We start from the raw sequence: 13689 nt of genomic DNA, 5'->3' as shown, positions 1-13689 counted from the left end.
TTGGTAAGGAGAGTACATACATGACAAATATAGACCATAGACTTCTAACGCTCATGAAAGAAAAACACCTATCGGAAACATTGTTTAGGGGAAATTTTGGCCTTGAAAAAGAAAATAATAGAGTTCATAAAAATGGGACATTAGCTTTAACGCCGCACCCATCTTCATTCGGTGACAGAGCAAAGCACCCGTACATTACAACCGACTTTTCTGAGTCTCAGATAGAGATGGTGACTCCGGTGTTCCCAACGATTGATGAGGCGTTTGAGTTTCTGGAAAATATACATGATATTGTGAGTTTGGAGCTATCAAAACAAGGAGAATACTTATGGTCAGGCAGTAATCCTCCTATTCTTCCCGATGAATGGATGATTCCAATCGCCAAGCTGGAAAACTATCAGGAGACAGAGTACCGATATGAACTTGCACAGAAATACGGACGAAAGAAGCAATTGATAAGCGGTATCCATTACAATTTCTCGTTCTCTGATGAGCTGTTGCACGTGTTGTATAATGAACAATCCAGCCATAAAACATATAAAGAGTTTAAAAATGATATATATTTAAAAATCAGTCGGAATTTTAACCGCTATAGAGATTTATTGGTTGATGTGACTGGGGCGAGTCCAGTGTTTCATGATACTTATAACCAAGACTGCGTCTTAAAGGCAGTGCAATTAAATCAAGGAAGTTATTATCTTCCTCAAGTCTATTCAGTTAGAAACAGTGTATGCGGTTATAAAAATCGAAAGGACTACCAGGTTTCCTATCGATCAGTTGAAGAATATGTTAAGGATATTCGTACTTTGATTCAGAAACATGAGTTGTTGAGTGCAAAAGAATATTATCATACGCTCCGCTTGAAGGCAGGTGCTGGCGAAGATCCCCTGCAAGGTCTTTTAGATAAAGGGATTAAGTATATTGAGATTCGATTGTTAGATTTGAACCCTCTGTTTAAAATCGGTACAAGTAAAGAGATTCTCTATTTCATTCACTTATTCATCTTGTATATGCTTCTGCTTGAAGAAGAGGAAAAGGGCAATTCAAATTATTTATCCATCATAGCTGGGATGAAGGAGATGGCAAGAGAATTATCTCTAGCTGATAAATACATCCGTATACTGGACGAAGTTGAAAATATGCTTATTGATCCTAAACTTTCATATGCAGCAAGAATAAAGGAAGGTATTAAGCACTCATCCTACGAATTGTTTCATATGAAACATTCTTTTGATTATTTACACGAAAGTGAAAAACATTCATTCACCTTATTGGGATATGAGGATATGGAGCTTTCAACGCAAATTTTAATTAAAGATGCCATTAAAAGAGGAATAGGAATCGAGATTGTTGATCGAGATGAAAATTTTATTGCTTTAACAAATGGGAAGAAAACAGAGTATGTAAAGCAGGCGACCAAAACATCGCTCGATTCATACAGTACCGTTTTAGTTATGGAGAATAAGCTTGTTACGAAGGAGGTCCTTCGAAAGGCTGGGATTAGAGTACCAAATGGAGGGGCCTATCAATCTTTAGAGAAAGCAGTTATGGACTATGAGAAATACAAGGCCAAGCAAATTGTGATCAAACCGAAATCAACTAATTTTGGTTTGGGAATTACGATTTTCAAAGATTCATTTTTAAAAGAGGACTATGAAAAAGCATTAGAGATGGCCTTTCTTCATGATCGTACCGTATTAGTAGAGGAATTCCTGAGCGGTAAGGAATATCGGTTTCTTGTAATGGGGGATGAAGTGACAGGTATCCTTCATCGTGTCCCAGCCAATGTGAAAGGTGATGGACAATCAAGTGTTGCCGAATTGGTTACAGCGAAAAATAAAGATCCTTTACGGGGAAAGGGCTATAAAACACCCTTGGAGAAGATTCAGTTAGGGGAAAGTGAAGCACTTTTCCTAAAGGGACAGGGAAAGGATTTCGATTATATCCCTGCGGAAGGAGAACTTGTTTATTTAAGAGAGAATTCTAATATCAGCACTGGCGGGGATAGTCTGGATTTTACAGATTCTATTTCAGAGAGCTATAAGGAATTGGCCATGCAAGCTGCAAAAGCTGCTGGTGCTACCATCTGTGGAGTTGATATGATGATTGATAATCCTACTATAGATGTTTGTGAAGAAAATTATGGAATCATCGAACTTAATTTTAATCCTGCGATTCATATTCATTGTTATCCTTACAAAGGAGAAAATAGAAGAGCCGGGGAACGAATTCTTCAATTACTTTTTGGAAAATAAAAAGGGACCGCAACAGGTTAGTAATATCTGTTGCGGCCTTTTGCTAAATATAAGAAAATAAACTGCTACCATATTGATTTAGGCAGTCATGCTGAAACAAGCATCAGCACATTTAAAGCAAGCCGCGGCACATTTTTGACAATGGTCATGATCGTGTTTTTGACATTCCTCACCGCAAGCTTTACAAATTACTGCACAAAGATTACAGATTTCCTTCGCAAAAGGACTGTTAGATTGCATTGATTTAACTGCCAATGCACAAATGTCCGCGCATTCTCGATCCAGGCGGATACAATCTGCCATCATCTTCATATGATCCTCTTCTAAGCAAGCATCGAAACATACATTACAAGCATCTATACATTCAATACAGGCATCTATACAGACTTGGTACATGTCTTTATTCATAAAAAAACCTCCTCATTAAAAATGGTTATATCCCTATCTATTCACATTCCCTTGCTGGAAGGGAATAAACTCAATACGAATGAATAGTGACTATCGCTCATCTCATTAAAATATCTAAAATGCTTTGACTCTAACGTTACGTCATCATTTACGATATAGGAAAGGAGGGGTGAGAGAGGTGTATAAGATAAAGGAAGTCTCTGAGCTTGCTGGAGTCAGTGTTAGAACTTTACATTATTATGATGAAATTGATCTGTTAAAACCAGCTCATATTGAGGAGAATGGATATCGTTTATATAATGAGGGAAATTTAGCACGCCTTCAGCAAATATTATTTTTTAAAGAAATGGATTTACCGCTAAATAAGATCAAAGCTATTCTGGATGATCCCCAATTTGATCACTTGGATTCCTTGATGAAACATAAAAAGGTTCTGGAGGAAAAGCAGAAGCGGCTGAAGAAGATTATTCAATCCATCGATCAGACCGCCCAGGCAATTAAAGGAGGAAGGGAAATGTCAAAGCAGGATATGTTTGAGCCATTTGATATGAGTAGAGTTGAAGAGCACCTGCTAAAGTATGAAAAAGAAGTTAAAGAAAAGTATGCAGACACGGAGACGTTTCGCCAATCCCAGCAAAAAACAAATGGCTATCAAGCAGATGATTGGAAGACAATTGAAATAGAAAGACAACGAATTTATCAGTCTTTAGCTGAATTAATGGACCGTGACCCTGCTGATAGTGAGGTTCAACAAATAATACATGAATGGCGAATGCATATCTCTAAGTATTTTTATGACTGCACACCGGAAATATTTAAAGGGCTTGGCGAAATGTATATTTCTGACCAACGTTTTACTGATCATATCGATAAAACAAAGCCAGGGCTTGCCCGATATTTACACGATGCTATTCAAATCTATTGCTGCTAATTAAATAAAATGACGTATAGGTGCCTGAAATGATAGGCGCCTATTTTTTATAAAATTTAAAAATCTTACTTTGCTATATATTTTTGTTGATGTTTCCTAAAAATGTTGTATAATAATTTGAGTTTGATAGTAAACATTAAGTTTGATAATAATAAACTTTCTCTAGTTAGAGTTTACTTATAATAAACGAAATTGAGGTCATACCATGTTAATGGAGATTGGAAGCAAAATTAAAAATTTAAGATTAAAAAAAGGTCTGACTCAAGAAGAACTTGGTGAAAGAACAGATTTAAGTAAAGGGTATATTTCACAACTTGAAAGAGGTCTTAGTTCACCATCTATCGAAACATTCTTCGACATACTCGAGGTTCTCGGCTGTACCCCAAAGCAATTTTTTGATGAGGAAGAACGTGAACAAAAAGTAGTATACGGAAAAAATGATACAACAGATTTTATAGATGAAGATCGGGGTTATCAAATCCAATGGCTTGTTCCAGAATCAAATGAAAAAGAAATGGAACCCATACTGCTTACATTGCAGGAAAAGGGAGAGTTCAAAAAATTTGAGCCCTCACTTTCAGAGACATTTGGCTATGTATTAAAAGGGAGAATCATGATAACACTCGGCAGAAGGACATACTTTGCCAAGGCAGGAGAAGCAATTTATTTTAACGCAACCGAAGAACATCAGATCATTAATGATTTCGACGGGATTTCAGAATTATTGCTTGTAGCGACGGATTCTTATCTATAATTAATATCCACAAGAAGGAGTAATGAACATGAATGATCATACAATTATTCGTTTTGAGAACGTCACGAAGCAATATGATGACGATCCAGCAGTATTAAATGATGTTAGCTTTGAAATTGAAAGAGGGAAATTCTATACACTCTTAGGACCATCAGGTTGTGGAAAAACTACGATTCTCCGCTTAATTGCCGGATTTATGCAGCCCTCTGAAGGAAAGATCTACTTTAACGGTAAATTAATAAATAATGTCCCGGCCAATGAGCGCCAGGTAAATACAGTATTTCAGGATTACGCCCTATTTCCACATCTAAATGTATTTGAAAATGTTGCATTTGGTTTACGCATTAAGAAAATGAAAAATGCAGACATTGCCAAGAAAGTAACAGAAGCATTACGCTTTGTTAACCTGGCGGGGTATGAAAACCGTGAAATTAAAGAAATGTCCGGTGGGCAGCGCCAACGTGTAGCCATTGCCCGTGCGATTGTAAACGAACCGGAAGTAATCTTACTTGATGAACCTTTATCAGCGCTCGATTTAAAGCTTCGTACTGAAATGCAATATGAATTGCGTGAGCTTCAACGCCGCCTTGGTATTACCTTCATCTTTGTTACACATGACCAAGAAGAAGCATTGGCGATGAGTGATGAGATTTTTGTTTTAAACAAAGGCAGAATTCAGCAAAGCGGTACGCCAACTGATATCTATGATGAGCCTGTTAACCGATTCGTCGCAGACTTTATCGGAGAATCTAATATAGTACCTGGTAAAATGATTGCCGACTATGTAGTAGAATTTGCGGATAAACGTTTTGACTGCGTAGACGGTGGTTTCAGAGAAAATGAGACTGTAGAAGTGGTAATCCGCCCTGAGGATTTAGAGATTACTACACTTGAACAAGGAAAAATGCAGGTACGCGTTGATTCCCAATTATTCCGTGGCGTTCACTATGAAATTTGCTGTTTTGATGAAGCGGGTAATGAGTGGTTAGTACACTCCACGAAAAAAGCGGTTGTTGGGGAAGAAATTGGGTTGAGTTTTGATGAAGAAGCCATTCATGTCATGCTGCCGGGGGAAACGGAAGAAGAATTCGATAAACGCTTAGAAGCATATAATGAGGCCGGCCATGAAGAATAAAGCGAAAACTCTCTATCTAATCCCATACTCTATTTGGATTGCATTATTTGTTGTATTCCCGATTATCCTGGTTGTCTATTACTCCTTTATTGGGATTGACGGCCAATTCACGTTGGATAATTACAGCAAATTCTTTACACCAGTCTATTTGAAAATGACATTAAGTTCGTTTTGGTATGCTTTCTTAGTTACAGTTATTTCTTTATTAATTGCATACCCAACAGCATTCTTATTAACGAAAACAAAGCATAAGCAATTATGGCTCTTATTAATTATCTTACCAACCTGGATTAATCTACTTTTGAAAGCATATGCCTTTATTGGTATTTTTGGCACATATGGTGCTGCCAACGCCTTTTTAGAGGTTCTTGGAATAGGAACAAAGCAAATTCTATTTACTGATTTTAGTTTCATCTTTGTTTCTACTTATATATTTATACCGTTTATGCTATTGCCAATTTACAATGCGCTAGAGGAAATGAACCAATCCTATGTAGATGCAGCCAGCGATCTCGGGGCATCCAAATGGATGACTTTCCGCCGTGTCATTTTCCCTCTGACGCTCGACGGAGTTAAATCCGGTGCACAGGCTGTCTTTATCCCAGCCCTGTCACTGTTTATGATTACTCGTTTGATTGCAGGAAACCGAGTGATTACATTGGGAACAGCAATTGAACAGCATTTTCTCGTTACGCAAGATTGGGGAATGGGAGCTACGATAGCGGTATTCCTAATTATCGCAATGGCATTAATCATGATTCTGACAGGCAGAAGAAAGTGAGGGATGGACAATGAAAAAGAAATTTAAGTTATCAAATCTATATTTAATCTTAGTGTTTGCCATCCTTTATGCACCAATTTTCTATCTGATGTTCTATTCATTTAACAGCGGCGGAAAAATGCATGGCTTTGATGGTTTTACGCTGCAATGGTATAAAGAAGTGTTTGCCGATACACGATTGCTTATTATTGTGTTGAATACATTGGTTATTGCGCTGCTATCAGCTACAATTTCTACAGTGATTGGTGTATTTGGAGCACTGGCGATACATGAGGTACGCAAGAGAAGGACGAAAAATACATTACTTTCCTTGAACAATGTTTTGATTGTAAGCCCTGATGTCATTATTGGTGCTTCCTTCTTAATTATGTTCACCATTATTGGGATTAAACTTGGCTTTATGTCTGTCCTTTTATCCCATATCGCTTTCAGTGTTCCGATTGTCGTGATTATGGTATTGCCTAAACTTCAGGAAATGAGCCCGACATTAATTGATGCGGCACGTGACTTGGGGGCGAGCCAGTGGAATGTGTTGACAAAGGTTATCCTGCCTTACATCACATCTGGTATTTTTGCTGGGTTCTTTATGGCATTGACCTATTCACTGGATGATTTTGCGGTAACCTTCTTCGTGACAGGGAATGGATTCTCCACACTATCCGTAGAAATCTACTCCATGGCTCGTCAAGGTATATCGTTAACGATTAATGCATTATCAACCTTGCTATTCTTATTTACAATTTTATTGGTTATTGGATATTACTTTATTACACAAAGAAGCACCAAACCGCGAATGGGGGTTAAGGAATGAGCAAGCTAACCCGTACCCTGATTCTGATTTTGGTTGTATCATTCGGCCTTTTATATTTGATCAATCGATTAAATGCACATGAAGGATATGCCGGAGATAATACCTTAACGGTTTACAACTGGGGAGATTATATCGATACGGATTTAATTGAAAAATTTGAAGAGGAAACAGGCATTAAAGTCATATACCAAACCTTTGATTCAAACGAAGCGATGATGACGAAAATCGAGCAGGGCGGTACGTCCTATGATGTAGCCGTTCCTTCAGAATATGCAATCAGCAAAATGAAGGAAGAAGACCTGTTGATTGAAATCGATCACGATAAAATACCAAATTTAAAGCACATTGATTCTCGTTTCCTCGACCTTTCCTTTGATAAGGGAAATAAGTATTCTATTCCATATTTTTGGGGAACAGTCGGAATAGCTTATAATACAAAGCTCCTTCCGAATAAAGAATTCAAAAGCTGGAATGATTTATGGGATGAAGAATTAGAAAATAAAATCTTGCTTGTTGATGGTGCTCGTGAAGTCATTGGGATGGGATTGAATAGCCTTCACTATTCATTAAATGATACGAATGAAGAGCATCTGCAGGAAGCTAAGGATAAACTGGATACATTAACTCCGAATATTAAAGCAATCGTGGGTGATGAGATCAAAATGCTTCTCGCTCAGGAGGAGGCAGCAGTCGGACTGGTTTGGTCCGGTGATGCAGCTGATATTATGTGGGATAATGAAAACATTGATTATGTAGTACCGGAAGAAGGCTCTAATCTCTGGTTTGATAATATGGTCATTCCGAAGACATCCAAAAATGTGGACGGAGCACACCAATTCATTAACTTCATGCTCGATCCTGAAAATGCTGCTCAAAACGCAGACTATGTTGGCTATTCCACACCAAATAATGCAGCGTTAGAAATTTTAGGAGAAGAAGTTTCAGGGGATGAACGCTTCTATCCACCTGCTGAGCTAACAGACCGACTTGAGGTCTACGATAATCTCGGCAAAAAGATGCTCGCGCATTATAATGAACTCTTCCTTGAATTTAAAATGCATAAAAAATGAAACCAGAAAACCGATTTCACCTGAGGGTGGGTCGGTTTTTCTTTGTAGGTTTAAAATTCACTGGGCCCATTGATAATTTGTCCAATGTTGACAATCCATTAAGTTCTTTGGTAGCTTTTTATATATTGAAAAGGAAAATAGAATGAAAGAATTCACCTAATAAGTCCTTATTATTTTCTAAGGGAGTACCTTGATCTGAGGGGAGACATATGAAAATCTTTATTATTAAGTTATTTAAAGTACATCTAAGGATTATCTATTTTTTCATTAAATTAACAACTAATATGAAGAACCGAATAGTATTTATAAGCAGGCAATCAAACCAACCTGGTATTGATTTTCTCATGTTAAAGGAAGAGATACGTAAGGAAAATCCAGATTATCAGGTTGTATTTTTGTGCCAAAAATTAGATAAAGGATTAAAAGCGAAAGTGAATTATTACTTTCACTTATATAAACAAATGTATTATTTAGCTACTTCGGAAATAGGTATTATTGATTCATATTGCATTCCTGTCAGTGTGCTGAAGCATAGAGAAAATTTGGAAATTGTACAGATTTGGCACTCCTTAGGTGCAATTAAGAAGTTTGGTTTCCAAACCCTTAATAAATCATTTGGCAGAAGTGGAGATTTGGCCAAAGCAATGGATATGCATAAAAATTACGATGTGGTAATATGTGGATCAAATGCAATGATTCCAAAATATTGCGAAGCCTTTCAAACAACTGCTGATAAAATAAAGGTAATCAGTCTGCCGAGAATTGATTATCTTATTACAGAAGAAACGGAGATTCAAAAGAAAATAATTACAGCCTATCCATCCTTAAAGCAAAAAAAGGTTATTTTGTATGCTCCTACTTTTAGAGAAGGTGAGCATATCCCGTATGATACGGTCATAAAAAATGTGGATTTAGATGAGTATTCGCTCATTATTAAGGGACACCCTGTCAGAAGTGGTGAATATTTTGATGATCGAGTGTATACCTGTCCGGAGTTTAGCTCACTTGAGTTACTTACGGTTGCAGATTATGTTATAACCGATTATTCTGCTATTTCCATAGAAGCATCTATATTAGTAAAACCTCTTTATTTTTATGTATATGATCATGAGAACTATAAGGATAAAAATGGGTTAAACATGGATTTATATGAGGAAATGCCAGGTTGTGTATATGGAGATATAAATGAATTAATGCGTGCGATTAAACATACAGAATATAATCTTAACCTGGTGAGAGATTATAGAGATAAGTATATTTCACATCAGGAAGGAACAGCGACAAACACATTGGCTAAATATATACTGGATTTGTGTGCTCAAAATCAGGTGAAAAAATCTGCGAATTAGATTATATGAAAAACTTTTAGTTTAAATTGAAAAATAGCACCGTAGCTATTTATTACCCATAATGAGAATGGTGGCTATTAGTCTGATGTATAATATAGACTATCTGAAAATAAGGTGAATAGTCAGGATTATTAGCATATAAGAACAGCGGAGGACTGCGATGAAAAAGACTAAAAAAAACGTAAAAGCCCTTATGGTTGATATATCTAAAAAAAATAGTGCATTTCGAAAAATCTTCCGGTTTGCATTAAATAAGTATCGTGCCATCAAATACAAAAAATATAATAGGATGGTGATAAATGACAAGCATATTATATTTGAATCATTTATGGGCAGAAGTTACACAGATACCCCTAAAGCTATCTATGAATATATGATAAATAGTGATCAATTCAAGGATTATACATTTATTTGGGCATTTAAAAAACCTGAAGATAAGGCACCTTATTTCACTAACTCGAATACGAAGTTGGTGAAATGGGGATCGGATGAATATTATAAATATTACTCAACATCAAAATACTGGATATCTAATTCAATGGTTCCCATCCATGTTGAGAAAAGGCCTGGACAAGTGTATGTTCAAACATGGCATGGAACACCACTGAAAAAACTGAGGTATGACATTGAAGTCAGTGGAAGTGTACTGAACGATATAGATGATATTAGAAAACGAAACGATCAGGATGCTAGCAGATTTGATTACTTCATATCACCTTCACCTTTTGCTTCCGAAAAGTTTATTTCAGCGTTCAATTTGAAGGGGTTAAATAAGGAAGGCATTATTATTGAAGAAGGTTATCCACGTAACGACTATCTGTTTAACTATACTGAAAAAGATATAAAAGACATTAAGGAAAGACTAAATTTACCGGATGACAAAAAAATAATTCTTTATGCTCCGACATTTAGAGATGATCAACATAAATCTGGGGTAGGTTATACGTATAATTTAGAGTTGGACTTCGAAAAACTTCAAAAAGAGATTAGTTCAGATTACATTATTCTATTTAGAACTCATTATTTTGTGTCTAATATGTTTGACTTTGAAAAATATCAAGGCTTCATTTATGATGTTTCCAATTATGATGATATAAATCATCTCTATGTGATAAGTGATTTGTTAATAACTGATTACTCCAGTGTCTTTTTCGATTATGCTAATTTAAACCGGCCTATCCTCTTTTATATGTATGACTTAGAAAATTATCAAAATAACTTACGAGACTTTTATATAAGCTTAGATGAGCTACCAATGCCTATTATAAAAAAGGAAGACGATTTAATCAGAGCTATCAAATCTGTGGAGGATGACTTTAAAGAATACAAAGTCAGATATGCACAATTTAATAAAAAGTTTAATGATTTAGATGATGGAGAAGCAAGTAAAAGAGTAGTGGAGAAGATTTTCAAATAATTATAGAGGCGATATTTAAAAAGGTGGAGAAAAGCGGATTGGTTTTTCTTCACCTTTTTTTGCAGTTATAGATTTATTTGCAGTATAAAGAGCAATGTACGGTTGAGCTAAGATCAAGCCGGATGTACCATCTGCTTGATTGGATTGTAGTATAAATGAATTAATATATGTTTAAAATTTCACATTCATAAAGGAATTAGACTATTCTTAGGCGAAATATTAATATATTACTAAATAGAGGAGGTATTATTATTGCTCGACAATCACAATATGTTTGATAAAAATTCAATATACCATATCACTAATAGAGGGGTTAGAAAGGAGCCGATATTTCATAATATGATCGATAAACATAGATTCATGATTATTCTTGCTGAAGCCCATAGCAAATATGATTTTAAGCTCCATGCGTACTGCCTTATGAACAATCACTTTCACCTTCTCTTAGAAACCTTCAATTCTCCTTTAAGCAAAATCATGCAAACCATTCAACAAAGATATGCCATGTATTATAACTATACCTATCAATCTCAAGGGCATGTATTTCAAGCCAGTTACTATTTCAGAATCGTTGATAGCTCAAATGATTTTTTAAATGTTAGCAAATATATTCATATAAATCCTGTTGCAGCAGGATTGGTTACAAACCCACAGGATTATCAGTGGAGCAGCTATGCCACATTCTCCAATCACTCTCCTCGAAATCATCCACTAATCGAAACGGATACTACCTATTCTTTATACCCAAATAATTCAAAAGAATTATATAAAAAATTCATTGAAAAACAGTCATAATGGTTGTCATATATTAAAAGGTGCCTCATTCATTGGGCACCTTTTTTATGGAAGAGTCATATGGACATTTCTAGTCCACCTTTGTGCAGTCTTAAAAAGTTACCTATATTATGTGGAAGGTCGGTGAAAGGTGGGTGAAGTGTAGGGGGAAGCTGAGCTATCCCCGAGCTATGAGGCACCTATGGACTGGCTATACCGGGGGTAAAGGTGGGTGAAAGGTGGATGAAGTCCAGGTGAAAGGAGCTATGCCCGAGCTATGAGGCACCTATGGTCCAGCTATACCGGGGTAAAGGTGGATGAAAGGTGGGTGAAGTCCGGTGGAAAGGAGCTCTTCCCGACCTATGAGGTACCTATGGACCGGCTATACCGGGGTAAAGGTGGATGAAAGGTGGGTGAAGTCCGGTGGAAAGGAGCTCTTCCCTACCTATGACCCATCTATGCCCCGGCTATACCCCAGTATAGGTGTATCAAAGGTGGATGAAGTCCATGACGAAGCTAGAATACATAAAAAACCCTCCCATTAATGGAGGGTTCAACATAGTTAGGGATCTTATAACTGACTTCCAAAGAACTCTCGTGTCCGTTCTTCTTTAGGGTTTTCAAATAACTGCTCAGGAGTGCCTTTTTCCAGGATGTTTCCTTCGTGCATAAAGAGGATTTGGTCAGCAACTTCGCGGGCGAAGCCCATTTCGTGGGTGACAATGACCATTGTCATTCCTTCCTGGGCGAGTTCCTTCATGGTGGTCAATACTTCACCAACCAGCTCTGGGTCCAGGGCGGAGGTTGGTTCATCGAATAGCATGATATCAGGTTTCATCGCCAGGGCACGGGCGATGGCTACACGTTGCTTTTGTCCACCGGATAGTTTATTTGGGTAAACATCTGCCTTGTCATCAAGGCCAACCTTTGTTAATAGCTCTAATGCTTCTTGTTTAGCTGTATCTTTGGCAATTTTCTTTACCATAATAGGTGCTTCAATTATATTTTCCAGAACAGTCTTGTGAGGAAAGAGGTTAAAGTGCTGAAAGACCATCCCGATTTTTTGACGTACTTCATTAATATCATGTGTCGTTGTTTCGATTTGTTCACCTTCGATAATGATGGAGCCGCTATCCTTTTTTTCAAGATAATTTAAGCAGCGAAGCAATGTACTTTTACCAGATCCGCTTGAACCAAGTAAACAGACAACATCACTTTCGTAGACGGTCAAATTAATATCTTTTAATACATGCAGATCTCCAAAGGACTTATTCAGATTTTCGACTTTAATCATTTCTCGTAGTTCATTCATTTTTGTTTCCCCCTCTTACTAATCGCTAATTGCCATTCTTTTTTCAAGTGCTCGAAGACCCAGTGTTAACACAGCAACCAATAGTAGATAGTAGACGGCAACGATGAGTAAGTAGGTCATCTCGTCAAAATTATTGGATCCGAGTGTGGTCGCCACATTAAACAGCTCATTCAATGAGATGAAGGCAGCGAGAGAAGAATCCTTGAGACCGATAATAAATTGGTTACCTAGTGGTGGAAGGGCTCTTCGTAAGGCTTGAGGGAAAATAATTCGGCGCATGGCGAGTCCGCGTGTCATACCAAGCGAGCGGCCAGCCTCCATTTGTCCTTTATCAATAGATTGAATGGTTCCACGGAAAATCTCAGCAATATAGGCGCCATTATGAAAGGCAAGAGCCAATGATGCTGCCCAGAAATCCGGAATAAGAAAGATGCCGCTGAACCCAAAATAAAGGATGAAGATTTGGACAATTAATGGGGTTCCGCGAACAAGATATATATAAGCATCTGATATGTAACCGAGCAATTTAATTTTCGAGATTTTAAGTAAAGCTACAAATAGTCCTATTATAATTCCGATTATGATGGAGACGACAGTCAATTCAAGAGTTAACAGAAGTGCATCGAAGAATACCCCGCGGGTATCAACTAATGTTTGAAAAAAATGCGATAAATCTTGCAATCGTAACAGCT

The 13689-nt window shown here is 37.0% G+C and carries 13 protein-coding genes; 10 read left to right on the top strand and 3 right to left on the bottom strand.

Annotated elements, in window-relative coordinates; genetic code table 11:
* The first annotated feature begins 20 nt into the window (after positions 1 to 20).
* Positions 21 to 2255, top strand: coding sequence for a bifunctional glutamate--cysteine ligase GshA/glutathione synthetase GshB (gshAB, locus tag AC4D4A_RS17370; protein ID WP_490997017.1), 2235 nt, complete (start codon positions 21 to 23; stop codon positions 2253 to 2255).
* A gap of 78 nt (positions 2256 to 2333) precedes the next feature.
* Here the strand turns inward: gshAB and AC4D4A_RS17365 are convergent, their stop codons facing one another.
* A complete protein-coding gene (locus AC4D4A_RS17365) occupies positions 2334 to 2663 on the bottom strand; it encodes a four-helix bundle copper-binding protein (RefSeq protein WP_490997016.1) in 330 nt (109 codons plus the stop codon).
* 178 nt (positions 2664 to 2841) lie between these two features.
* Between AC4D4A_RS17365 and AC4D4A_RS17360 the strand changes: the two genes are divergently transcribed.
* From AC4D4A_RS17360 to AC4D4A_RS17320, 9 genes are all read left to right on the top strand, one after another.
* The gene (locus tag AC4D4A_RS17360; RefSeq protein ID WP_490997015.1) at positions 2842 to 3594 is read left to right on the top strand and encodes a MerR family transcriptional regulator; all 753 of its coding nucleotides are present in this window, start codon (positions 2842 to 2844) and stop codon (positions 3592 to 3594) included.
* Between the two features lie 211 nt (positions 3595 to 3805).
* Positions 3806 to 4348 (top strand): helix-turn-helix domain-containing protein, encoded by a 543-nt coding sequence (locus AC4D4A_RS17355; RefSeq protein WP_490997039.1) that lies wholly within the window; start codon positions 3806 to 3808, stop codon positions 4346 to 4348.
* A gap of 28 nt (positions 4349 to 4376) precedes the next feature.
* Positions 4377 to 5483 carry an ABC transporter ATP-binding protein gene (locus AC4D4A_RS17350; RefSeq protein ID WP_490997014.1) on the top strand — a complete coding sequence of 369 codons (1107 nt, stop codon included), beginning with the start codon at positions 4377 to 4379 and terminating at the stop codon, positions 5481 to 5483.
* On the top strand, positions 5473 to 6264 hold the full coding sequence (locus AC4D4A_RS17345; RefSeq protein ID WP_490997013.1) for an ABC transporter permease: 792 nt from the start codon (positions 5473 to 5475) through the stop codon (positions 6262 to 6264). Before AC4D4A_RS17350 ends, AC4D4A_RS17345 begins: the two co-directional genes overlap by 11 nt.
* A gap of 10 nt (positions 6265 to 6274) precedes the next feature.
* Positions 6275 to 7075, top strand: a complete 801-nt coding sequence (locus AC4D4A_RS17340; protein ID WP_066102542.1) for an ABC transporter permease — start codon at positions 6275 to 6277, stop codon at positions 7073 to 7075.
* Positions 7072 to 8145: an ABC transporter substrate-binding protein gene (locus tag AC4D4A_RS17335; RefSeq protein WP_490997012.1), complete on the top strand. Its 1074-nt coding sequence runs from the start codon at positions 7072 to 7074 to the stop codon at positions 8143 to 8145. The genes AC4D4A_RS17340 and AC4D4A_RS17335 overlap by 4 nt, the downstream gene beginning before the upstream one ends.
* A gap of 209 nt (positions 8146 to 8354) precedes the next feature.
* A complete protein-coding gene (locus AC4D4A_RS17330) occupies positions 8355 to 9494 on the top strand; it encodes a CDP-glycerol glycerophosphotransferase family protein (RefSeq protein ID WP_490997011.1) in 1140 nt (379 codons plus the stop codon).
* Positions 9495 to 9654: 160 nt separating this feature from the next.
* Positions 9655 to 10911, top strand: a complete 1257-nt coding sequence (locus AC4D4A_RS17325; protein ID WP_490997010.1) for a CDP-glycerol glycerophosphotransferase family protein — start codon at positions 9655 to 9657, stop codon at positions 10909 to 10911.
* A gap of 252 nt (positions 10912 to 11163) precedes the next feature.
* On the top strand, positions 11164 to 11706 hold the full coding sequence (locus AC4D4A_RS17320) for an REP-associated tyrosine transposase (RefSeq protein ID WP_490997009.1): 543 nt from the start codon (positions 11164 to 11166) through the stop codon (positions 11704 to 11706).
* Between the two features lie 550 nt (positions 11707 to 12256).
* On the opposite strand, the gene AC4D4A_RS17315 is transcribed toward AC4D4A_RS17320, so the two are convergent.
* Together AC4D4A_RS17315 and AC4D4A_RS17310 are read right to left on the bottom strand one after the other, a co-directional pair.
* Entirely contained in the window at positions 12257 to 12997 is a 741-nt protein-coding gene (locus tag AC4D4A_RS17315; RefSeq protein WP_490997008.1) for an amino acid ABC transporter ATP-binding protein, read from the bottom strand.
* Between the two features lie 18 nt (positions 12998 to 13015).
* The gene (locus tag AC4D4A_RS17310; RefSeq protein ID WP_490997007.1) at positions 13016 to 13678 is read right to left on the bottom strand and encodes an amino acid ABC transporter permease; all 663 of its coding nucleotides are present in this window, start codon (positions 13676 to 13678) and stop codon (positions 13016 to 13018) included.
* Between the last annotated feature and the right edge of the window lie 11 nt (positions 13679 to 13689).

The organism is Pradoshia sp. Z5_111, assembly GCF_058267535.1.
The sequence above is the reverse complement of the archived record's forward strand: the minus strand, read 5'-3'. Positions and strand labels throughout refer to the sequence as shown.

Coding starts and splice junctions, on each gene's coding strand:
- gshAB (WP_490997017.1), top strand. CDS start 21: ATGACAAATATAGACCATAGACTTCTAACGCTCATGAAAGAAAAACAC.
- AC4D4A_RS17365 (WP_490997016.1), bottom strand. CDS start 2,663: ATGAATAAAGACATGTACCAAGTCTGTATAGATGCCTGTATTGAATGT.
- AC4D4A_RS17355 (WP_490997039.1), top strand. CDS start 3,806: ATGGAGATTGGAAGCAAAATTAAAAATTTAAGATTAAAAAAAGGTCTG.
- AC4D4A_RS17350 (WP_490997014.1), top strand. CDS start 4,377: ATGAATGATCATACAATTATTCGTTTTGAGAACGTCACGAAGCAATAT.
- AC4D4A_RS17345 (WP_490997013.1), top strand. CDS start 5,473: ATGAAGAATAAAGCGAAAACTCTCTATCTAATCCCATACTCTATTTGG.
- AC4D4A_RS17340 (WP_066102542.1), top strand. CDS start 6,275: ATGAAAAAGAAATTTAAGTTATCAAATCTATATTTAATCTTAGTGTTT.
- AC4D4A_RS17335 (WP_490997012.1), top strand. CDS start 7,072: ATGAGCAAGCTAACCCGTACCCTGATTCTGATTTTGGTTGTATCATTC.
- AC4D4A_RS17330 (WP_490997011.1), top strand. CDS start 8,355: ATGAAAATCTTTATTATTAAGTTATTTAAAGTACATCTAAGGATTATC.
- AC4D4A_RS17325 (WP_490997010.1), top strand. CDS start 9,655: ATGAAAAAGACTAAAAAAAACGTAAAAGCCCTTATGGTTGATATATCT.
- AC4D4A_RS17315 (WP_490997008.1), bottom strand. CDS start 12,997: ATGAATGAACTACGAGAAATGATTAAAGTCGAAAATCTGAATAAGTCC.